The 20803-nt window shown below is 72.3% G+C and carries 18 protein-coding genes and 1 pseudogene; 5 read left to right on the top strand and 14 right to left on the bottom strand.

From position 1 onward, the window contains the following. Window positions 1-6: 6 nt before the first annotated feature. Window positions 7-1266, bottom strand: coding sequence for a glycoside hydrolase family 10 protein (locus tag ACFYNL_RS24340; RefSeq protein ID WP_388806925.1), 1260 nt, complete (start codon window positions 1264-1266; stop codon window positions 7-9). A 194-nt stretch (window positions 1267-1460) separates the two neighbouring features. On the opposite strand from ACFYNL_RS24340, the gene ACFYNL_RS24335 reads away from it, so the two are divergent. Further along, a complete protein-coding gene (locus ACFYNL_RS24335) occupies window positions 1461-2333 on the top strand; it encodes a 3-hydroxybutyryl-CoA dehydrogenase (RefSeq protein ID WP_388806923.1) in 873 nt (290 codons plus the stop codon). A gap of 193 nt (window positions 2334-2526) precedes the next feature. Continuing rightward, window positions 2527-2784, top strand: a complete 258-nt coding sequence (locus ACFYNL_RS24330) for a hypothetical protein (RefSeq protein ID WP_126390312.1) — start codon at window positions 2527-2529, stop codon at window positions 2782-2784. A 21-nt stretch (window positions 2785-2805) separates the two neighbouring features. On the opposite strand, the gene ACFYNL_RS24325 is transcribed toward ACFYNL_RS24330, so the two are convergent. The 10 genes and pseudogenes from ACFYNL_RS24325 to infC all read right to left on the bottom strand — a co-directional run bounded on the left by ACFYNL_RS24325 (window position 2806) and on the right by infC (window position 13709). Next, the gene (locus tag ACFYNL_RS24325; protein ID WP_388806921.1) at window positions 2806-3351 is read right to left on the bottom strand and encodes an NUDIX hydrolase; all 546 of its coding nucleotides are present in this window, start codon (window positions 3349-3351) and stop codon (window positions 2806-2808) included. 86 nt (window positions 3352-3437) lie between these two features. Further along, a complete protein-coding gene (locus ACFYNL_RS24320) occupies window positions 3438-4778 on the bottom strand; it encodes a transcriptional regulator (RefSeq protein WP_388806919.1) in 1341 nt (446 codons plus the stop codon). Window positions 4779-5034: 256 nt separating this feature from the next. Continuing rightward, complete coding sequence (locus ACFYNL_RS24315) at window positions 5035-6117, bottom strand: PP2C family protein-serine/threonine phosphatase (RefSeq protein WP_388806917.1); 1083 nt, start codon at window positions 6115-6117, stop codon at window positions 5035-5037. A 174-nt stretch (window positions 6118-6291) separates the two neighbouring features. After that, complete coding sequence (pheT, locus tag ACFYNL_RS24310; protein ID WP_388806915.1) at window positions 6292-8805, bottom strand: phenylalanine--tRNA ligase subunit beta; 2514 nt, start codon at window positions 8803-8805, stop codon at window positions 6292-6294. Next, a complete protein-coding gene (gene pheS / locus ACFYNL_RS24305) occupies window positions 8805-9926 on the bottom strand; it encodes a phenylalanine--tRNA ligase subunit alpha (protein ID WP_019755805.1) in 1122 nt (373 codons plus the stop codon). Before pheS ends, pheT begins: the two co-directional genes overlap by 1 nt. A 169-nt stretch (window positions 9927-10095) precedes the next feature. Beyond that, entirely contained in the window at window positions 10096-11232 is a 1137-nt protein-coding gene (locus ACFYNL_RS24300; protein ID WP_388806913.1) for an ATP-binding protein, read from the bottom strand. A 52-nt stretch (window positions 11233-11284) separates the two neighbouring features. Further along, a complete protein-coding gene (locus ACFYNL_RS24295; RefSeq protein ID WP_388806911.1) occupies window positions 11285-12133 on the bottom strand; it encodes a TrmH family RNA methyltransferase in 849 nt (282 codons plus the stop codon). 102 nt (window positions 12134-12235) lie between these two features. Further along, window positions 12236-12619 carry a 50S ribosomal protein L20 gene (gene rplT, locus ACFYNL_RS24290; protein ID WP_004002577.1) on the bottom strand — a complete coding sequence of 128 codons (384 nt, stop codon included), beginning with the start codon at window positions 12617-12619 and terminating at the stop codon, window positions 12236-12238. 111 nt (window positions 12620-12730) lie between these two features. Continuing rightward, window positions 12731-12925 (bottom strand): 50S ribosomal protein L35, encoded by a 195-nt coding sequence (rpmI, locus tag ACFYNL_RS24285; RefSeq protein ID WP_004933563.1) that lies wholly within the window; start codon window positions 12923-12925, stop codon window positions 12731-12733. Window positions 12926-13036: 111 nt separating this feature from the next. Continuing rightward, window positions 13037-13709 (bottom strand): annotated as a pseudogene (gene infC, locus ACFYNL_RS24280) (translation initiation factor IF-3). A 346-nt stretch (window positions 13710-14055) separates the two neighbouring features. On the opposite strand from infC, the gene ACFYNL_RS24275 reads away from it, so the two are divergent. Continuing rightward, window positions 14056-14421, top strand: a complete 366-nt coding sequence (locus ACFYNL_RS24275; RefSeq protein WP_388806909.1) for a DUF1844 domain-containing protein — start codon at window positions 14056-14058, stop codon at window positions 14419-14421. A 106-nt stretch (window positions 14422-14527) separates the two neighbouring features. Here the strand turns inward: ACFYNL_RS24275 and ACFYNL_RS24270 are convergent, their stop codons facing one another. Further along, window positions 14528-15259 (bottom strand): SseB family protein, encoded by a 732-nt coding sequence (locus ACFYNL_RS24270; RefSeq protein ID WP_388806907.1) that lies wholly within the window; start codon window positions 15257-15259, stop codon window positions 14528-14530. Between the two features lie 129 nt (window positions 15260-15388). On the opposite strand from ACFYNL_RS24270, the gene ACFYNL_RS24265 reads away from it, so the two are divergent. Further along, window positions 15389-16090 (top strand): serine hydrolase, encoded by a 702-nt coding sequence (locus ACFYNL_RS24265; protein WP_388807294.1) that lies wholly within the window; start codon window positions 15389-15391, stop codon window positions 16088-16090. Window positions 16091-16119: 29 nt separating this feature from the next. On the opposite strand, the gene mycP is transcribed toward ACFYNL_RS24265, so the two are convergent. Next, window positions 16120-17289, bottom strand: coding sequence for a type VII secretion-associated serine protease mycosin (mycP, locus tag ACFYNL_RS24260; RefSeq protein ID WP_388807293.1), 1170 nt, complete (start codon window positions 17287-17289; stop codon window positions 16120-16122). 353 nt (window positions 17290-17642) lie between these two features. Beyond that, window positions 17643-19199, bottom strand: coding sequence for a hypothetical protein (locus tag ACFYNL_RS24255; protein WP_388806906.1), 1557 nt, complete (start codon window positions 19197-19199; stop codon window positions 17643-17645). Between the two features lie 275 nt (window positions 19200-19474). Here ACFYNL_RS24255 and ACFYNL_RS24250 point away from each other — a divergent pair, with 275 nt between their 5' ends. Further along, a complete protein-coding gene (locus tag ACFYNL_RS24250) occupies window positions 19475-20677 on the top strand; it encodes an amino acid deaminase/aldolase (protein ID WP_388806904.1) in 1203 nt (400 codons plus the stop codon). Window positions 20678-20803 lie beyond the last annotated feature (126 nt).

Below are 20803 nucleotides of genomic sequence, written 5' to 3'. Positions count from 1 at the left end.
GAGCCGTCAGCGCGGGAGGGCCGCCGGCTTCTGGTAATGGTCGGCGACGACCTGCGCCATGGCTCCGATCCGGTCGGCGGCCACTTCCTTCGCGGCGAAGAAGACATGTCCGCGCGCCTGCGCGTGGTTCTTGGCCAGGGTGAGGTGCCGCGACAACTCGCCGGCGTCCTGCCACGCGGCGGGCTGCGCCGGGTCACCGGCCTTGTAGAGCGCCTCGCCGATGTACAGCTGGGTCCTGCTGCCTCGGGCGACCTCCGCCCACCAGGGCAGCAGCTTGGCGTAGTCCGCCGCGGCGAAGCCGATGTTCCAGTACAGCTGCGGGCAGATGTAGTCGATCCAGCCCTCCCTGACCCAGGTGCGGGTGTCCGCGTACAGGTCGTCGTACGTCTGCACACCGGCCCGTGAGTCCGAGCCGAGCGGGTCGGTGGCGGCGTTGCGCCACACGCCGAACGGGCTGATGCCGAACTGGGTCGTGGGCCTGAGCTTCCTGATGCCGGCCGCCATCTCCTGGATCAGCCGGTCGATGTTGTCCCGCCGCCAGTCGGCCCGGGTCGAGAAGCCGCCGCCGTAGCGGTCGTAGGCGTCCGTGTCGTCGAAGGTCTGGCCCGCCACCGGGTAGGGGTAGAAGTAGTCGTCGAAGTGGACCGCGTCGACCGGGTACCTCTCGACCGCGTCGAGCATCGCCCGCTGCACGAAGGCACGGACCTCGGGCAGCCCCGGGTTGTAGTAGAGCTTGCCGCCGTACGCCACCACCCAGTCCGGATGCCGGCGGGCGGGGTGGGACTCGGCCAGCCTGGTGCGGTCGGTGTGGTTGGCGACGCGGTACGGGTTGAACCAGGCGTGCAGTTGCAGGCCGCGGGCGTGGGCCTCCTCGACGGCCGTGCCGAGCGGGTCCCAGCCCGGGTCGCCGCCCTGGGTGCCGGTGAGGACCTGCGACCACGGCTCGTGCGGCGAGGGCCACAGGGCGTCGGCCGTGGGCCGGACCTGGAGGATCACCGTGTTCAGACGGGCGGCCGCCGCGTTGTCCAGGTGGTCCATCAGCTCGGCGCGCTGTCGGTCCGCGCTCAGCCCCGGCTTGGAGGGCCAGTCCCGGTTCGCCACGGTCGCCACCCACACGCCGCGCATCTCCCGGGCCGCCCGGCGCCGGTCCGGCCGTCCGCCCGCCGTGGCCGCGCCCGCGGCCAGCGCGCCACCTCCCGCCACGAGCGCCGAAAGAGCGGTCACCGCGAACGCCCGTCGTGACAGCCGTGACTTCCGGTGCAGCATCTCTTCTTACCTCCGTGTGCCGTGGTCAAGGGCCCACCCCGGGCCGATCCGTCCGCGCGGACCACACCCCGCGCCAGCTTTTCATGAGGCACCCGAACGATCGATCATGCTGCGCCGAAGGTAACGTGCAGGTTTGGAGCAGGCGTCGAACAACGGCGGACCTGCCGCAGTCGTGGATCAGCGAAGGGGACGATGTGACCGGCATCTCCGGAGATATTGCACGCGTCGGTGTGGTGGGCTGCGGCCAGATGGGAGCGGGCATCGCCGAGGTGTGCGCCCGCTCCGGCCTGGACGTGAAGGTCGCCGAGACCACCGGCGAGGCCCTGGAGATCGGCCGTACCCGGCTGTTCAACTCCCTGGCCAAGGCCGCCGAGCGCGGCAAGATCAGCGAGGAGGAGCGGGACGCCACGCTGGCGCGGCTGTCCTTCACCACGGACCTCGGCGAGTTCGCCGACCGCGACCTCGTGATCGAGGCGGTCGTCGAGAACGAGCAGGTGAAGACCGAGATCTTCCAGGTGCTCGACCAGGTCGTGACCCGCCCGGACGCGATCCTCGCCTCCAACACCTCCTCGATCCCGCTGGTGAAGCTGGCGGTCGCCACCTCGCGTCCCGACCAGGTCATCGGCGTCCACTTCTTCAACCCGGCCCCGGTGCAGAAGCTGGTCGAGCTGATCCCCGCGCTCACCACCTCCGAGGGCACGATCGCCCGCGCCCAGGCCTTCGCCGAGAAGCTGCTGGGCAAGCACGCCATCCGGGCCCAGGACCGCTCCGGCTTCGTGGTCAACGCGCTGCTGATCCCGTACCTCCTGTCCGCGATCCGGATGTTCGAGACGGGCATCGCCAGCCGCGAGGACATCGACAACGGCATGGAGATGGGCTGTGCCCACCCGATGGGCCCGCTGAAGCTGTCCGACCTGATCGGCCTCGACACGGTCGCCTCCGTGGCGCAGAGCATGTACGACGAGTTCAAGGAGCCGCTGTACGCCGCTCCCCCACTGCTGCAGCGCATGGTGGACGCGGGCCGGCTCGGCCGCAAGACCGGTTCCGGCTTCTACACCTACGGCTGATTACAGACCGTCAGATTCCGGCCAAGCACACGTGCCCGGCACCGATGAGGTGCCGGGCACGTGTCTTTCACACACCGTGTGCGCTCCGGGCTCGCATATGCCCCTCGCACACTCTCCCCACGTGCCCACCAGGCGAGTTCACTTTCCCTGCGCATGCAAGGGATGACAGACGACTACGGAAAGGAGCGGACTCGTGACCGCCGATCCCGAGCATCCGGTCGTGTCAGGAGAACTCGCAGAGTTACGGCGTCGCCTCGACGTCGCCTACGCCCGCGTGGAGGGCGGGCTGGCTCTGCTCACCCACCGCACCGAGGAGACCGCGAAGGAACTCGACGAGTTGAACACCCGGATCAACACGCTGGAACACGCGCGCTGGCCGCTGCCCGCGGTCGCCGCCCTCACCGCCGTGGGTGCTCTCGTCGTGGCGATCTGGCAGGCGGTCGGACACTGAGCACGGGCGGGGTGACGTCCGTCAGGGCAGGACGTCCTGACCCAGCCTGAGGTGGTGCAGCAGCAGTAACGCGGCCGCCATGTTGGCGGCCGGGACCTCCCCACGGGCGACCATGTCGGGCACGAGCTTGAGCGGGACCCACTCCCGGCGGTCCGACTCGAAGTCGTCCACGGGATGTCCGACGTACTCGCCCTCGTCGGCCCAGTAGATGTGGTGCCGGGCGTCGGTGAGCCCGTTGGAGGGCTCCACGCTCATGAGGTGGCGCAGGGGTCCCGGCCGCCAGCCGGTCTCCTCCTCCAGTTCCCTGGCGGCCGCGCGGACGACGTCCTCGCCGTCCTCGACGACGCCCGCCGGCAGCTCCCACCCCCAGCTGTCGGTGATGAAACGGTGCCGCCACAGGAGGAGGACCTCGTTGGCCTCGTTGACCACCGTGGCCACGGCCACCGGCCGCAGCCGTATGAGGAAGTGGTCCAGGTGCCGTCCGTCCGGCAGCTCCACGTCTGCCAGGTTGACGGTGAACCAGCGGTTTTCATACACAGTTTGTTCGTTCTGTTTCGTCCACTGCACGGTTCTGCCACCTTCCGTCGAGTAAGTGGCAATATCGCAGCAGGGACTATGAAGGTGTCTGGGTACGAGTACCAGCCTGCCTCCGCCTAGAGCGGTACGCGCAGCGCCCCGTCGATGAGTTCGGCGGCCTCGGCCGTGCCGGCGCAGCCGCTGCGCACCAGGTGCTGGCGTACCGCGCGGAGTCTGTCGCGCAGACGCTGGGACTCCATGCCGCGCGCCTGCTCGGCCATCTGCACCGCGGTGGCCACCGCCTTGTCGGCATGCCCCTGGCGCAGTTCGATCGTGCTGAGCATGGCCAGCCGGTGCACCCGGCCGCGGTCGTGGGCGGGGTTGCCGACGGCGGCCGCGGCGTGCTCCGCCGCGGCCGTCAGTTCCCCGAGGCTGAGCAGCGCCTCCGCCACCTGCACGTTGACGAGCCCGGGCTGGACATAACCCGTCTCGTCGGGTTCGTACCCCCGGCGGATGCGTTCGGCGGCCTGCTCGGCACGCCGGATGCAGGACAGGGCGCTCGTGCCGTCGCCGAGGTGGGCGTACGCCTTCGCCTGCATCGCGTACAGGTCGGAGGCGAGGGCCGGGGTGATGTGCTTGCCGGCGGTCCGCAGGGCGGCTTCCGCGAAGGCGACGGCCTGCCGGAACTCCCGCATGAACAGCGACTGGTTGACCAGCAGAGCGATCACGTACGCCCCGAGCCCCCGGTCGCCGCTCGCCTTCGCCAGCCGCAGCGCCTGGTGGAAGTAGCGCTGGGCGAGCCCGTGGGCGTCGGAGTCGTACGCGCAGATCCCGGCGACGGCCACCAGTCCGCCCGTGGCGCGGTGCAGTTGCCGGCCCGTGGCGTCGGTGTAACTGCCGCGCAGCAGCGGCGCGGCCTCGGCGTTGAGGAAGCCGACGATCCGGGTACGGGTCGCTATGCCGCCGGCCTTGCGGTACATCTGCTCGTAGTGCGTGCGCGCGGCCCGCAGCATCTCGATGTCGGCCGGGGTGACCCGGTGCCGGCCGCCTCGTGAGACGTCGACGTCCTCGGGCGGGTTCTCCCACTCCCACACGGGCATGACCGCGGGCGTGCCGGTGACCGCGGGCGCGCCGAGGATGTGCGGCCGCTGCTGCTCGTCGGAGCGCCACAGGGCGGTGGCCCGCTCCACGAAACCGGACAGCGAGGTGGTGTGCACGGCGGACGGATCGCCGGGGACGCCGAGGCCGATGTCGTCGAGCGTGACAGTGCGCTGCAGCCGGGCGGCGAGCACCTCGCAGATCAGGTCGGGCACCTGGCCACGTGGCCGCTGCCCCTTCAACCACCGGGCGACCGCGGTGTGTTCGTACCTCAGCGCGAGACCGCGCGCTCGCCCCGCCTGGTTCACGTGTGCGGCCAGCCCCGCGTGCGAGATCCCGGCCTCGTCCAGGATCGCGTCGAGCAAGGTGTTGGGCTGCATGGATGCCCCCCGGGTGGCTCGGTGCCGTCAGAGTAGTGCCAACCGCTTCACACGGGGTGTGAACGGAGTGCTCGAATCCGTAGCGTGCGCGCGCTGTCGCGCACAGTGGTGAGCCGGTTGACTGAAATGCCTCGCAAGAGGCCGGCCGGGCCGCCGGCTCCCCCTCGTACACAGCGGCGGCCCGCATCCGCGCCGTCCGCCCAGCCGCCTGCCCGACACTCCGTGGCTGGGCGGATGGCGACTGAACGCCGTCGCGTCATGGGTGGTTGGACGGCTGCGGGTCGCGTGCGGCGGCGCAGCCGCCTCGGTCACGGCCCCGCGCCCCTGGGGAGCCGCGGTCGGCCGTTGTTCGATCGTTCCGCAGGACAAGGAGCGCTATGTCGTCCGCCCGCCTTCCTCGCGTGTGGCGGATGAGCGCCGTGAAGAGGGTGCGCAGGACCGTCTGGGGAGTGGTCGGGTCGTGTCGTACGACTCCTGTGAGCGCCGCCTGCAGGGAGAAGAACCTGCCCCGTGCGTCCCTCGCGTCCTCGACACCGTCCGTGTACAGGACCAGGGAGTCACCCGGCTGCAGCGGCCCGCACCGCACGGGGGCCAGATCCGTCGGGAGCGGGAACGGCCCCAGCGGCGGGAGAGGATCGGCGCGGGCCAGCGGCTCGACACCGTCGCCGCTCAGCAGATACGGCCAGGGGTGACCGCAGTTGAGGGCGGTGACCTCACCGTCCCTGCCGATCTCCAGCAGCAGGACGGTGACGAACTCCTCGGCGACCGGGGTGTCCGGTGTCAGGCCGGACGACGGGTGCTCGTCGCGTGCCCGCTCGCGCAGGTGGCGGGCCAGGGCACGGTCCAGTCTGCGCAGTACGCGGCCCAGGTCGGGTTCGTCGTGGACGGCCTCGCGGAAACTGCCGAGCAGGGCGGCCACCGTGCCCAGGGCGGCGATGCCATGGCCGCGTACGTCGCCCATCACCGCCCGTACGCCGTGCTCGGTGGCGATGACCTCGTACAGGTCGCCGCCGACCGAGGCACCGCGATCCGCGGAGAGCTGGGCGGCGGCGACGTTCAGCCCGTCGATGCGCGCGGGCAGCGGCCGCAGCAACGCGCGCTGGGCGGCACCGGCGACCTTGCGAGCCTGCCGGAGCTCGCGCAGCAGGGCCTGCCGGACGTGGAGGATGAGCCCCGTCCCCACCGCGAAGAAGACGGCGCTGGTGACGACCCGCGCGCCGAGGCCGTCCTGCTGGGCCAGTGGACAGACCAGCTTGTACGAGATCGCCATCGCACCCCAGGCGGTGGGCAACCCCATCGCCAGCACCCTGTGGGGAACCCGAGCCTTGATGCGGAACATGCCGATGGCCCCCCAATAGGCCCTGACAACGCAGACGGACCGGCCTCGAAAGGCCGGTCCGATTCTGTCGGCAGATCGTCCGGAAAAACCGGATCACCCGGAGAAGTCACCCTATTGAGTGAGGTGACCTCAACGCCCGAGGAAATGCGGGGACTTGCGCCCGTCAGGAGCGCGCTACCCCCTGAGCACCGCGCCCGTACGCTCGCCCGCCAGAGCGACCGCGGCGTCCCGAGCCGCCGAAGCCTCGTCCACGGTCAGCGTCCGGTCACCCGCGCGGAAGCGCAACGCGTACGCCAGCGACTTCTTCCCGTCGCCGAGCTGCTCGTCATTGACGTACACGTCGAACAGCCGGATGCCCTCAAGGAGTTCACCCGCCCCCTCACGCAGCGCGGCCTCGACCTCGGCGGCCGGCACCGGCTTGTCCACGACCAGGGCGACATCCTGCGTGGCCACGGGGAACGTGGAGATGCTCGGCGCCTGCGGGGTGCCGTCCCCGACCTGCTCCAGGGCGTCCAGGTCCAGCTCCATCGCGCAGGTGCGCGCGGGCAGACCCAGCGTCTTGAGCACCCGCGGGTGCAGCTCGCCGGCGTGGCCGACGACGCGCTCGGCGCCGTCCACGGTGATCGCCAGCTCGGCGCACCGTCCCGGGTGCCACGGCCCGTACTGACCGGCCTTCACGATCAGCTCGGCCCCGGCCTCACGGGCCACGAGCCGTGCCGTCTCGACCGCGTCGGCCCAGTCGGCCGGACGGCCCTTGCCCCACCAGCCGGCCTGCTCGCGCGCACCGGCGAGCACGACGGCCACGTGCCGGGGCTGCTCGGGCAGCACGGCGTTCAGCCCGGCGAGTTCCTCGTCGGTCGGACGCCGGTCGACGGGCAAGTGCCCGGCGGCACCGCGCTCCTGCCTCGGCTGGAAGACCAGGCCGGTCTCGAACAGCGCCAGGTCGTGCGAGCCCCGCCCGTCGTTGCGCCGCAGCGCGCCGAGCAGACCCGGCAGCAGCGACGTGCGCAGCGCGGGCTCCTCGTCGTTGAGCGGATTGACCAGCTTGACGACGCGGCGGGCCGGGTCGTCGGCCGCCAGACCGAGCTGGTCGAAGACCTGCTCGCTGACGAAGGGGTAGTTCGGCGCCTCGACGTAGCCGGCCCCGGCCAGCGCGCGGCCGACCCGGCGGTGCAGCCGCTGGCGGTGGGTCAGGCCACGGCCGGACGGCGGCTTGGGCAGCGTGGAGGGCAGGTTCTCGTAGCCCTCCAGGCGGATGACCTCTTCGGCCAGGTCGTTCGGCTCCAGCAGGTCGGGCCGCCAGGACGGCACGGTGACGATCAGCTCGTCCTGCCCGTACACGTCGCAGCCGATCTCCTGCAGCCGCCGTACGACCGTCTCGCGGCCGTACCTGACGCCCGCGACCTGGTCCGGATGGTCGGCCGGGGTGGTGATGGTGTGCGGCGCGGACGGCGCGATGACCTCGGTGACGCCCGCGTCGGCCGTACCGCCCGCGAGCAGCACCAGCAGGTCGACCGTGCGCTGGGCGGCCGCGGCGGCGGCCGCCGGGTCGACGCCGCGCTCGAAGCGGCGGGACGCCTCGGAGGACAGCTTGTGGCGGCGGGCCGTACGCGCGATGGCGACCTGGTCGAAGTGGGCGGCCTCGATGACGACCTCGGTCGTCGCGTTCTCCAGGTCCTCGTGGTCGGCGATCTCCGTGTTGGCGCCGCCCATGACGCCCGCGAGGCCGATCGGTCCGCGCTCGTCGGTGATCACCAGGTCCTCGGCGTGCAGCGTGCGCTCGACGCCGTCGAGGGTGACGAGCTTCTCGCCCTCCTCGGCCCGGCGCACCCCGATGGTGCCCTGGACCAGATTCCGGTCGTAGGCGTGCAGCGGCTGCCCGAGCTCCATCATCACGTAGTTGGTGATGTCCACGGCCAGCGAGATCGGGCGCATGCCGACCTTCTGCAGGCGGCGCTGCAGCCAGATCGGGGAGCGCGCCTCGGGGCTCAGGCCGGTCACCGTGCGGGCGGTGAAGCGGTCGCAGCCCACCGGGTCGGAGACCTGCACCGGGTAGCCGAAGGCGTTCGGGCCGGGCACGTCGAGCAGCGCCGGGTCGCGCAGCGGGATGCCGTAGGCGATGGCGGTCTCGCGGGCGACGCCGCGGATGGACAGGCAGTCGCCGCGGTTGGCGGTGACGGCGATGTCCAGGACCTCGTCGACCAGTTCGAGCAGCTCGATGGCGTCCCTGCCGACCTCGGTCTCCGGCGGCAGCACGATGATGCCGTGGGTGCCGTCGTCGCCCATGCCCAGCTCGCTGGTGGAGCAGATCATGCCGTGCGAGACACGGCCGTAGGTCTTGCGCGCGGCGATCTCGAAGCCGCCGGGCAGCACGGCCCCGGGGAGCACGACCACGACCTTGTCGCCGACCTGGAAGTTGCGGGCGCCGCAGATGAGTTCCTGGGGCTCGCCGGTGCCGTTGGCCTGGCCGACGTCGACGGTGCAGAAGCGGATCGGCTTCTTGAACTCCGTCAGCTCCTCGATGGTCAGCACCTGGCCGACGACCAGCGGGCCCTTGAGGTCGGCGCCGAGCTGCTCGACGGTCTCCACCTCCAGGCCGGCCGAAATGAGCTTGGCCTGGACGTCGCGGCCGGTCTCCGTCGCCGGCAGGTCGACGTACTCCCGCAGCCAAGAAAGCGGGACCCGCATCAGATCTCCATCCCGAACGGCCGGGTGAACCGGACGTCACCCTCGACCATGTCTCGCATGTCTTCGACGTTGTGGCGGAACATCAGCATCCGCTCGATGCCGAACCCGAAGGCGAAGCCGCTGTACTTCTCCGGGTCGACGCCGCAGGCGGTGAGGACCCGCGGGTTGACCATGCCGCAGCCGCCGAGCTCGATCCAGCCTTCGGAGGAGCAGGTGCGGCAGGGCCGGTCGGGGTTGCCGACGGACTCACCGCGGCAGACGTAGCACACCATGTCCATCTCGGCGGACGGCTCGGTGAACGGGAAGAAGTTCGGCCGCAGCCGGGTCTTCATGCCCTCACCGAACAGCGACTGGACCATGTGGTCCAGGGTGCCCTTGAGGTCGGCCATGGTCAGGCCCTCGTCCACCGCGAGGAGCTCGACCTGGTGGAAGACCGGGGTGTGCGTGGCGTCCAGCTCGTCGGTGCGGTACACACGGCCGGGGCAGATCACGTAGACCGGCAGCTCGCGGTCGAGCAGGGAGCGGATCTGCACGGGCGAGGTGTGGGTGCGCAGCACGACACCCGACTCGGAGCCGCCGTCCGGGCCCTGCACGAAGAAGGTGTCGGCCTCGCCGCGCGCGGGGTGGTCCGGGCCGATGTTGAGGGCGTCGAAGTTGAACCACTCGGCCTCGACCTGCGGGCCCTCGGCGACCTCGTAGCCCATGGCCACGAAGATGTCCTCGATGCGCTCGGACAGCGTGGTGAGCGGGTGGCGGGCGCCCGACGGTACGCGGTCGTAGGGCAGCGTGACGTCCACGGCCTCCTCGACCAGCACCCGCTGGTCCCGCTCGGCCTCCAGCTCGGCCTGCCGGGCCGCGAGGCCCTTGTTGACCGCGCCACGGGCCTGGCCGACCCGCTTGCCGGCCTCGGCCTTGGCGTGCGGGGGCAGGGCGCCGATCTCGCGGTTGGCGAGAGCCAGCGGCGAGGTGCCGCCGGTGTGGGCGACCTTGGCCTCCTGGAGCGCGTCGAGAGAGTCCGCGGCGGCGAAGGCGGCGAGCGCCTCGTCCCGCATGCGCTCGATCTCTTCTGGTTTCAGTGCCTCGACCTCGACAGGGTCGTACGACTTATTCGGTGCCGACATCTCTTCCCGTGCTTCCGGTTGGCTGGCTGAAGGTCCCCGTACCGACTCGTGGACAGTGCGTCATCGTTTTTGGGACGCAGCGTCCTGGTTTTTGGGACACAAAGGTGCCAAAGGCCGAGTCTAACGGGGTCGAGGTGAGCGAATGCGCCCGTGGGGCTCGGTCCGGTTCTCAGGTGAGATACGCCGGTGCCGCCACGGGCAACGTAAATCGGAACCGCGCGCCGCCGCCGGGGGCGCGGCCGACCGTGATGGTGCCGCCGTGGGCCTCCACGATGCCCTTGACGATGTAGAGCCCGAGGCCCGTGCCACCGCGCTTGCTGCCCCGCCAGAAGCGGGTGAAGACGCGGTTCATGGACTCCTCCGGGATGCCGGGCCCCTCGTCGCTCACCGTGACCGACGTACCGGCGTCCTCACCCTCGCGGGGCGACGCCGTGGCCGTGATGTCGATGGTGACGGTTCCTTCGCCGTGACGCACGGCATTTTCGATGAGGTTGCTGAGCACCTGGTCGATCTTGTCGGGGTCGGCCCACAGGCCGGGCAGGGGCTGCTCGACGCGCAGCAGGAAGCGGTCGGCGGGCTGTCCGGCGGCGACGTACGCCTGGATGTGCCGTCCCACGGCCGCGCCGATGTCGACGGGCTGGCGCCGGACCTCCAGCCTGCCGCTGTCGATCCGCGAGATGTCGAGCAGCTCGGCGATGAGCCGGGTGACCCGGTCGGCGTCGGCGTCGACGGTCTCCAGCATCAGCCGCTTCTGGTCGTCGGTGAAGCGTTCCCACTTGGCGAGCAGCGTGGCGGTGAAGCCCTTGACGGAGGTGAGCGGGGAGCGCAGCTCGTGCGCGACGGTCGCGATCAGCTCGGCGTGGCTGCGCTCGGTGCGACGGCGGGCCTCGGTGTCGCGCAGCGAGACGACGACCCGGCACACCGGGCCGGTGGGTTCCCGGCGGACGTACCGCACCGTGACGAGCACCTCCCGTCCACCCGGCAGGAGCAGATTGCGCTCGGGCTGGCGACGCCGGATGGCGAGGCCGCCGTACGGGTCGGTCAGCTGCCACCAGCGCCGTCCGTCCAGATCCTCCAACGGCAGCGCCCGCTCCAGCCGCTGCCCGAGGGCGTCGGCGGCGGGGACGGCGGTGATGCGCTCAGCGGCGGCGTTGAAGCAGATGACGTGCCCGTGCTCGTCGGCGACGACGAGGCCGTCGGGCAGGTCGTCGGGATCGACGCCGAGCTCGGCGGGGTCACCGGGACCGGCCGCGGACGGCGGCCGCGCGTCCTGTGCTCCCGGCGCGCTGCTCGTGCCGACACTCATCCCCGTACCCCACCTCTCACCACGGTCTGGGGGCCCCGAGCTGGTCACCCTACTAGCTCGTGGTAACCGTGCGGCACCCTCCCGGCGCGCGCTGTGCACGGGCCGAGGCATAGAGACATACGGCGGCCGCGGTGGCGAGGTTCAGGCTCTCGGCCTTTCCGTGGATCGGTACGCGCACGACGGCGTCGGCCAGCGCGCGGGTCTCCTGCGGAAGCCCCCAGGCCTCGTTGCCGAACACCCAGGCGGTCGGCCCGCCCATGGTGCCCTTGTCGAGCTCGTCGTCGAGGTCGTCCGTGCCCGCCCCGTCGGCGGCGAGGATCCGCACCCCGGCGTCCTGCAGCCCCGCCACGGCCCGCTCGACGGGCACCCCCACGGCGACGGGCAGATGGAACAGGGACCCGACGGAGGCACGTACGGCCTTGGGGTTGTAGAGGTCCACGGACGCGTCGGTCAGGACGACGGCCTCGGCCCCGGCGGCATCCGCGCACCGCAGGACGGTGCCGGCGTTCCCGGGGTCGCGTACATGGGCCAGTACGGCGACCAGCTTGGGCCGGGCGGCGAGGATCTCGTCGAAGGGGGTGTCGATGAACCGGCAGACGCCGACGAGCCCCTGCGGGGTGACGGTGGTGGAGATGTCGGCGATGACCTGCTCGGCGGCGAGGTGCACCCGGGCGCCGGCCGCGCGGGCCTCACCGATGATGTCGGCGTACCGCTCCGCCGCCTCGACGGTCGTGAACAGCTCGACGAGCGTGGACCCGTAAGCCGCCGCCTCCCGTACGGCCTGCGGCCCTTCCGCGAGGAACAGCCGCTCCTTGCCCCGGAAGTTCCGCTTGGCGAGCCGCCGGGCGGCGGAGACGCGGGGGGAACGGGGGGAGATCAGCTCGGGGCTGGCGGGAGGCATGGGGGTCACCTTGAGGTTGTGAGGTTCACGGACACAGCAGGACCCGCAGACCTCGTCGGCCTGCGGGTCCTTCAGTCACGTCTGCTTTCGGCAGCCGGTGCGTCACGCAGCCTTCGGCGCGTTGACGTCGCTCGGCAGCGCCTTCTGGGCGACCTCGACGAGCGCGGCGAACGCGCCCGCGTCGTTGACGGCCAGCTCGGCCAGGATCTTGCGGTCGACCTCGACGTTCGCGGCCTTCAGACCCTGGATGAAGCGGTTGTACGTGATGCCGTTGGCGCGGGCAGCGGCGTTGATGCGCTGGATCCACAGCTGGCGGAAGTCACCCTTGCGCTTCTTGCGGTCGTTGTAGTTGTAGACCAGCGAGTGGGTGACCTGCTCCTTGGCCTTGCGGTACAGGCGCGAACGCTGACCGCGGTAGCCGGAGGCCTGCTCGAGGATCGCCCGGCGCTTCTTGTGGGCGTTGACTGCCCGCTTGACGCGTGCCACTTGTTAACTCCTTGTAGCGGGGCCGTGGTTGGACTCACACGACCCGGTATCGATTGGGTCCCGGTCAGAGATCAGGCGCGAGGACCGAGGTGATGCGGTCCGCGCCCGATGTCACTTGCCGAGAAGCTTCTTGATCTTCGCGGCGTCGCCCGGGGCCATTTCGGCGTTGCCGGTGAGGCGACGCGTCACGCGGGACGACTTGTGCTCGAGCAGGTGGCGCTTGCCGGCGCGCTCGCGGAGCACCTTGCCGGAGCCGGTGACCTTGAAGCGCTTGCTGGCACCGCTGTGCGACTTGTTCTTCGGCATAGCGCCGTTCTCTCCTCGTAGATGGCGCTCCGATGCCCGGTCGTGAAACCGGGCACGGTGGAGCGTCGCTCTTGTATCGATTACTGCCGTGGGGACTGGCGTCCCCCGGGATCACGCCTCGGCGGAAGCCTCGGCAGGGGCCTCGGCGATCTCGGCATCCGCGGCGTTCTGCGACTTGCCGGGGTTGGCCTTCGCTTCAGCCTTGCGGGCCTCCTGCGCCTGGCGAGCCTCGGCCATCGCCTCGGTCTTCTTCTTGTGCGGACCGAGAACCATGATCATGTTTCGGCCGTCCTGCTTCGGGTTCGACTCGACGAAACCGAGGTCCTGGACGTCCTCCGCGAGACGCTGCAGCAGCCGGTAGCCCAGCTCGGGCCGGGACTGCTCGCGACCACGGAACATGATCGTGATCTTGACCTTGTCGCCCTGCTTGAGGAACCGGACGACGTGACCCTTCTTGGTGTCATAGTCGTGCGGGTCGATCTTCGGCCGGAGCTTCATCTCCTTGATGACCGTGTGCGCCTGGTTCTTGCGCGCCTCACGGGCCTTCATGGCCGACTCGTACTTGAACTTCCCGTAGTCCATGAGCTTGCACACGGGCGGACGGGCGTTCGCCGCGACCTCGACCAGGTCCAGGTCGTACTCCTGCGCAAGCTCCAGGGCCTTGGCCAGCGGGACGATGCCCACCTGCTCGCCACTGGGACCGACAAGTCGCACCTCGGGAACGCGAATCCGGTCGTTGATGCGGGGCTCGGCGCTGATGGATCCTCCTCGGTTAGCACCACACGACCGTCTGGCGGACAGCCGCGTACGTCTGTTTTCGTAAGACCTAACCGCGCCGAAGCACAAAAAATGCCCCGGACGATCACAGGCGGGGCTCCAAAACACTTCCGGAGCACCGCCGCGATGCCGCGGGGCGCGATTTCGGGCGACTCCATCGTCCGTACGGAACGATGGTGGCCGCCTGACCGGGTGACCCGCCGTCCCAAGGGACGATCAGGTGGGAGATCGGAGCCTCCACTTGTGGGCCGGGCCCTGGTGTTCGCCTGGGTGTCCGGCCGGTCGTCACACCAGGTTAGCAGCTACCCGGGGGCGGTGCTAATCCACGTGCGCCGGGGCCTATCGTGTGGGACATGAGTGACACCCCTTCTGAATCTGCCGAGTCTCCCGACTTCGACGAGATGACCCGGGACATCGCCGAGGTCCCCGCCGTCGAGGTGATCGTGACGGTCGCCGTCAACCTGATGAGCGCCGCCGCGGTGAAGCTCGGTCTGACCGAGGAGGGCGAGAAGCACAAGGACCTGGACGAGGCCCGCAAGCTGGTGCACGCCCTCGCCGGTCTGCTGGACGCGAGCACGACCGAGATCAGCTCGTTCCACGCGGCGCCGCTGCGCGACGGCCTGAAGTCGCTGCAGCTGGCGTTCCGCGAGGCGTCGATCGTGCCGGACGAGCCGGGTCAGGGGCCGGGCGAGAAGTACACCGGCCCGGTCTACGGCTAGATCGTGCCCGCGGAGCCCGGCGTCCCGGGGCTTGCCCACTCAGGGCCGGCCGGGCCGCGGGCGCCAGGGCCCGCGACGCCGGCGTGATCCGGACGACAGGCCCTGTTCACCCGCGTACGTACAGGGGCTCGCCCGGCGGCGTCGCCTCGGCCGGCAGCAGTGCCAGGTCGAGGCCGCGCACCAGGCGGGCCCTCAGCGTTTCGTCGGCGGCGAGGCGCTCCGCCACCGCCCGCGCGGCCCGGGCCGGGGGCGCGGTCGGGTCCAGGACCAGGGCGAGGGTGCCGTCGGCCTGACCGGGGCCGAGGTGGGCGCGCAGGACGGCGGGCTCGGCGGCGACGGCGGCGCGGACGGCCGCCACGACGGCCGGGTCGGCCAGCGGGTCGGTCGTCGTACGGCCCTCGGCGAGTGCCAGCAGCGCGCGGCCGGTCAGTTCGTACGGCACCGGACCGGCCATGTCCAGCACGATCGTGTCCGCCTTCTCGTGTGCCGCGGCCTGCAGGGCCTGGTGCAGGGGTACGGCGACGGGACGTGCCGACGGGTCCCAGCGGGACAGGGCGTCGGTGGAGGTGAAGGCGGGCAGCGCGGTGCGGGCGCCGGCCTTCAGGGTCGGTACGGCCATGTCGCTGGTCTTCTCGCGGCGCAGTCCGTTCTCGTCCTCCTCGACCTCGCCGAGCACGGCCACGACGGGGACGAGCAGCCGGGCGTCCTTGAGGGCGGCCAGGACGGGCCCCTCGGCGGTGCGGTCCTCGGCCCAGGCGGCGAGCGCGGCACTCAGCCGGGGGTCGGCTGAGCCGTCGTCGTCGGAGAAGGGGGAGTCGGGAATGTTCTTGTTCGCCACGGTCACCGACCCTATCGGGGGGGCTCACGCCGCGCCGGTGCGGCCCCGGGTACGTGGCGACGCGAGGAGGTTGCGGTGGAGCGTGCGGTCCGGTCGGCCAGGGATCGCGACGGGCGGTTGGCGGCGGCCATGCGGGCGGTGCCGGTCCCGGAGGGTGCCGACGTGGCGGTGGCCGTGCTGGACGCGGAGTCGGGTGAGAGCGCCTCGTACGGGGACGGGCGCTTCGACACGGCGAGCATCGTGAAGGTCGACATCCTGGCGACGCTGCTGCTCCGGGCGCAGGACGAGGGGCGGCGGCTCACGGCGACGGAGGAGGCGTACGCGACGGCGATGATCGAGCACAGCGACAACGACGCCGCTTCAAAGCTGTGGCGCGCGATCGGGCGGGCGGAGGGGCTCGACGCGGCGAACGAGCGCTTCGGGCTCACCCGGACCGAGGGCGGCGAGGGGACGCTGTGGGGGCTGACGCGGACCACGGCGGTCGATCAACTCACACTGCTGCGGCAGGTGTTCGGACCCGGCTCGGAGTTGGACGGGGTGTCCCGGAGGTATCTGAGCGGGCTGATGGGGCGGGTGGTGCGGGGGCAGCGGTGGGGGGTCTCGGCGGCGGGTGACGGCTCCGGGTGGGCGCTGAAGAACGGCTGGCTGCCGCGTGAGGCGACCGGGCTGTGGGTGGTCAACAGCATCGGGCGGGTGACGGTCGGCGGCCGAGGCTGTCTGGTGGCCGCGCTGTCGAAGGGCAATCCGACGTGGGCGGCGGGGATCGCGCTGGTCGAGGGAGCGGCGGTGGCGGCCGTGTCACTGTTCGGTGTGGAGGATGCGGCGGGGTAGCGGTGTCCGGCGCGGCAGCCGTCGTGGCGTCACCGGAAGTCGTGGGTTTCGCGGCGGCCGCGCACCAGGGCGACCGCCGAGATCAGCAGGAGGCCGCCGGCGCCGCCCGCGAGCACGGCGGTCCAACTGGTCGCGTCCTCCTCCGACGCGGGGGCGTCGGGCCCCGGGCCGAAGTACTTCTCGCCGTACGCCGCCGGCTTCAGGTTCCGCGCTTCGACGCGGGCGGCCTTCTCGATGGCGGCCGCTGGGTCGATGAAGCCGTAGCCGCGGGAGTCGTCGCGGCCGTCGGCGGGGGCGTCGCGCGCCGTGTCCTCCAGGAGCTTCTTGATCTGGGCCGGGGTGAGGCCGGGGTGGGCCGCCTTGATCAGGGCCACCGCTCCGGAGACGAAGGCGGCGGCGGCGCTGGTGCCCCAGCCCTCGTAGTACTTGTGGTCGGGGTCGGCGATGACGACGTCGACGCCGGGGGCGCTGACCGTCGCGTACCAGCGGCGGGTGGAGAAGGAGGCGCGGGTGCCGTAGCGGTCGACGGCGGTGACGGCGATGACGCCCGGGTAGGCGGCCGGGTAGGAGATGTGGTCGCCCTTCTCGCCGCCGTTGCCGGCCGAGGCGACGACGACGGCCCCCTTCTTCAGGGCGTACTGGACGGCCTCGTCCTCGCCGGCCTCGGGGTGGGCGGACTTGGAGTCGTCGCCGAGGGAGAGGTTGATGACGTCGGCGCCGTGGTCGGCGGCCCAGCGGATGCCGTCGGCGAGGGCGTTGCCGCGGGTGCTGCGGGCCTTGGCGCGCGCGGAGTCGCCGTCCTCCAGGATGACCCGGACGGGGAGGATCTTGGCCTCGGGGGCGATGCCCATGACGCCGTCGCCGTTGCCGGCGCCGTGTCCGTGGCCGGCGATGATGCCGGCCATCGCGGTGCCGTGCCGGGCCCAGGCCCGGTCGCCGGGCTCGGCGCCGAAGCCGACCATGTCCTTGCCGTCCAGGACGTTCCCGGCCAGGTCGGGGTGGTCGGCCTCGACACCGGTGTCGAGGACGGCGACGGTGACGCCGGAGCCCTTGGTCGTCTGCCAGGCCTCCTGGGTGTGCATGGCGCTCAGGGCCCACTGCCGGGCGCGTATCGAGTCGGCGTGCGCGGTGGTCGACGGGAGGACGGCGAGGCAGGCGCCGAGCAGGACGGCGAGGGGGGCGGCGGTACGTCGCGGCATGAGGGAGCGCACGGTCCTGCGGCCGCTGTTCGGGGCGGTGGCCGCCGCGCGGCTCGTGCCGGTGACGGTGGTCGCCATGGCGCTCGTGCCGGTGGCCGGGGTCCCACTGCTGGCGCGGGTCACGGTGGCCGCCACCGCGCTCGTGCCGGTCGTCGGGGTCCCGCTGCTGTCGCGGGTCACGGTGGTCGCCACGGCGTTCGTGCCGGTGGCCGGGGCCGCCACGCGGCTCGTGCCGGTGACGGTAGTCGCCACCGCGCTCGTACCGACGGCCAGGGCCCCGCTGCTGGCGCGGGTCACGGTGGCCGCCACGGCGCTCGTGCCGGTGGCCGGGGTCCCGCTGCTCGTGCCGGTGTTCATGACGACTGCTCCGTGGACGGGCCGACGTTCTTGCGCAGGGCGCGTTCGACGCGGTCGGCGAGGCCCCGGGCCTCGTAGCCGAGGCCGGCCTGGGCCACGGACGTGGTGGCGCCGGACTGCATGGCCTCCTCGGCGGGCTCGGGCTCGTCGACGGTGCGGTCGTCGGTCCAGCCGGAGACGGCGTAGACGACGACGGGGGCGTCGGTGAGGACCGAGACGGTCCAGGAGGCGCGCTGTTCGTCCCCGAATCCGGCGGCGGGGCCGGTCCTGGGGGCGTACGGGCGGGGCATGAGGTCGGTGCGGCGGTCGAGGCCCTCTTCGGTGAACCGGGAGTCGAGCTGGCGCATCGCTGTCGCGTCGGCCTTGGTGAACAGCAGGCCGACGGTGGTCACATGGCTCTGGGTGGCGTCGGTGTAGGTGGCGCGCAGCAGGCGCTGGCAGCCGACGGGGGCGAGGGCCTTGCGCAGCAGCGGATCGAAGGCGTCGGCGCAGCCGGTGTCCGGGGCGACGGCGACGCGCGTCCAGGTACGGTCGGCGCCGCCGGGGCCGGCACCCTTGCCGTTCACCGTGGGGGGGAACAGCTGGTCGACGGGCACGCTGTGCCACAGGTCTCCGGCCGCGGCGTAAGTGTCCCGCGAGCCGTCGTCACCAGGTTCCCCGACCAGCCAACTGCCGGTCACAGCACCGCCGATGAGCCCGATCCCGAGGACCACGCAGGCGGCGGCCATGGCGATCCGGGGCCGGAACCGCGCTCCGAGGGGCCGAGGTCGCGCCTGCTCGTCGTAGCCCTCGGGCTCCCCGAACGACACGAGGGGCCGGCCGCCGCCCGGTGCCATGGGGGCGCTCCAGGAGAGGGACGGGTCCGGGGCGAACGAGGCGGGGGCGGGGGCGGGGCGGGCCGCCGGAACGGCCGCGGTTCCCTGAGTGGAAGCGGTGTTCTGCCGGGGGAGCGCGCCGGGGCGGCCCGGCGTGCCGACGGGGCGGGCGGAGGGTTCACCGGCGACCGGTCGGAGTCGGAAGGTGGTCTCCGCGGCGGTCTCGGCGGGGGCGCCCGTACGACGCGGCGGCGAGGGCCGCTCGGCCGGGCGGGGCGGTATCCCGCCGCCGGGTGCGGGCCGTGCGGTGTCCTCCTGGCGCAACGATCCGCCGGATCCGCCGCTGTCCCCGCGTCCGGCGCCGTCGTCCGGCTGCCCCGCGGTGGGCGGCACGTCCGGGAACCGGGCCGAGGCCAGGGGCGGGGGCGGGGCGGCGGGGGTGGCGTCCGGGGCCGGGGGGCGGGGCGGGGCCGCGGGGGGCATGGGGCCGGCGGGGCGCATGGGGCCGCTCCGGTCGGCGCCCGAGGCCGGGGGCGTGTCGCGGGTCACGCCGTCGTCGCGGCGCGGGGACGACGGGGCGGTGGAGTCGGCCGCGCCCGTCGACCCGGCACGGACGGCGTCCGGGGTCGCGGGCGGCTGCGCGGGGCGCGGCGGGGTCGCCGGGCGGGGCGGGGTGGCAGGCGGCGGGGGTGTGGTCGGACGCGGAGGGACGGGTGCGCGACGCGCTTCCGTGCTCATGCACCCCCCGTTTCCTCATGTCCGGGCCCGTGCTCGTACGTGGGCCGTCGCTCTGGTCCTTCCGCCCGGCCGACTCGGACTCGTCCGACCAGGCACGCATACCCGCACGGATGGAGCGTCATCCCGGCGCGGCGGTCGGCCGGGGACTTCCACACATGCGTGCGCGTCACTCTACGGGTTGATCCCGGGCGAGCGGGAACCAGTCCGGGACCCCGTGTGCATCTGCCCGGAACATCCCCCTACCCTGCGGTAATCCTGCATGGCAGGCTTCGTTCATGACTGCGCGCGCCGCCGACCGGGCCCGTTACGACCGGGCCACCGCCCATCTCGACGCCCCTCTCGCGATCGTGGACCTGGACGCCTTCGACGCCAACGCGGACGACATGCTGCGCCGCGCCGGCGGAAAGCCGATCCGCGTCGCCAGCAAGTCCGTACGCTGCCGGGCCCTGCTGGAGCGGGTGCTCGCGAAGGACGGGTTCGCGGGCGTCATGTCCTTCACCCTCGCCGAGTCCCTGTGGCTTGCGCGCTCCGGGTTCGACGACGTCCTGCTCGCCTACCCGTCCGCCGACCGTGCCGGGTTCGCCGAGCTGACCGCCGATCCCAAGCTCGCCTCCGCCGTGACGGTGATGATCGACGACCCGGCGCAGCTCCGGCTGATCGACGACGCCCGGGACGGCGGCCGGGAAGTGGTGCGGGTCTGCCTGGAGTTGGACACGTCGCTGAAGCTGCTGGGCGGCCGGGTGCGGGTCGGCGCCCGGCGTTCCCCGCTGCACTCCCCCGCGCAGGTCGCCGACATGGCTCGTCTGGTCGCCCGGCGACCGGGGTTCGAGGTCGTGGGGATCATGGCGTACGAGGGCCATATCGCCGGTGTCGGTGACGCCGTGCCGGGGCGGCCGCTGCGGTCGCGTGCGGTACGGCTGATGCAGGCCACCGCCCGCCGGGAACTCGCGGAGCGGCGGGCCGAGGTGGTGCGGGCCGTGCGGGCGGTCGCGCCGGGGCTGGAGTTCGTCAACGGCGGCGGGACCGGCAGTGTGCAGCACACGGCCGCCGAGGACTGCGTCACCGAGATCGGCGCCGGGTCGGGGCTGTACGTGCCGCGGCTGTTCGACAACTACACCTCCTTCAGCGGGCGTCCGGCCGCGCTGTTCGCCCAGCCTGTCGTGCGACGGCCGGGGGTGGGCGTGGTGACGGTGCTCGGCGGCGGGTATCCGGCCTCGGGTGCGGCCGGGCCGGACCGGTTGCCGGTGCCGTACCTGCCGGAGGGGCTGCGCTACGACCCCCAGGAGGGGCCCGGAGAGGTGCAGACACCGCTGCTCGGCTCCCCGGCCGACGATCTGCTGATCGGCGACAAGGTGTGGTTCCGGCATGCCAAGGCCGGGGAGCTGTGCGAGCGGTTCGAGTCGCTGCACCTCGTCGAGGGCGACTCGGTGACGGCGACGGTGCCGACGTACCGGGGTGAGGGGCACACGTTCCTGTAGCGCACCGGTTCCGAGTCGGTCCACGACGACGGCCGGGCGTGGGCGGTTCACCTCGGTGCCCCGCCCCCCCGGCCCGGCCCCGCCCGGCACCGCCCGGCACTGGCGGTGACCGGCGGTCCCGGGGTC

The sequence above is a fragment of the Streptomyces sp. NPDC007808 genome, assembly GCF_042868655.1.
GTDB lineage: Bacteria > Actinomycetota > Actinomycetes > Streptomycetales > Streptomycetaceae > Streptomyces.
This window is presented reverse-complemented; position numbering and strand designations above follow the sequence as displayed.

What these genes read in the sequence shown, in the direction of transcription:
- ACFYNL_RS24250 (WP_388806904.1), top strand. Translation starts at nt 19,475, where the DNA reads ATGACTGCGCGCGCCGCCGACCGGGCCCGTTACGACCGGGCCACCGCC.
- ACFYNL_RS24275 (WP_388806909.1), top strand. Translation starts at nt 14,056, where the DNA reads ATGAGTGACACCCCTTCTGAATCTGCCGAGTCTCCCGACTTCGACGAG.
- ACFYNL_RS24265 (WP_388807294.1), top strand. Translation starts at nt 15,389, where the DNA reads ATGCGGGCGGTGCCGGTCCCGGAGGGTGCCGACGTGGCGGTGGCCGTG.
- pheS (WP_019755805.1), bottom strand. Translation starts at nt 9,926, where the DNA reads ATGTCGGCACCGAATAAGTCGTACGACCCTGTCGAGGTCGAGGCACTG.
- pheT (WP_388806915.1), bottom strand. Translation starts at nt 8,805, where the DNA reads ATGCGGGTCCCGCTTTCTTGGCTGCGGGAGTACGTCGACCTGCCGGCG.
- ACFYNL_RS24315 (WP_388806917.1), bottom strand. Translation starts at nt 6,117, where the DNA reads ATGTTCCGCATCAAGGCTCGGGTTCCCCACAGGGTGCTGGCGATGGGG.
- rpmI (WP_004933563.1), bottom strand. Translation starts at nt 12,925, where the DNA reads ATGCCGAAGAACAAGTCGCACAGCGGTGCCAGCAAGCGCTTCAAGGTC.
- mycP (WP_388807293.1), bottom strand. Translation starts at nt 17,289, where the DNA reads ATGCCGCGACGTACCGCCGCCCCCCTCGCCGTCCTGCTCGGCGCCTGC.
- ACFYNL_RS24295 (WP_388806911.1), bottom strand. Translation starts at nt 12,133, where the DNA reads ATGCCTCCCGCCAGCCCCGAGCTGATCTCCCCCCGTTCCCCCCGCGTC.
- ACFYNL_RS24255 (WP_388806906.1), bottom strand. Translation starts at nt 19,199, where the DNA reads ATGAGCACGGAAGCGCGTCGCGCACCCGTCCCTCCGCGTCCGACCACA.
- ACFYNL_RS24320 (WP_388806919.1), bottom strand. Translation starts at nt 4,778, where the DNA reads ATGCAGCCCAACACCTTGCTCGACGCGATCCTGGACGAGGCCGGGATC.
- ACFYNL_RS24300 (WP_388806913.1), bottom strand. Translation starts at nt 11,232, where the DNA reads ATGAGTGTCGGCACGAGCAGCGCGCCGGGAGCACAGGACGCGCGGCCG.
- ACFYNL_RS24340 (WP_388806925.1), bottom strand. Translation starts at nt 1,266, where the DNA reads ATGCTGCACCGGAAGTCACGGCTGTCACGACGGGCGTTCGCGGTGACC.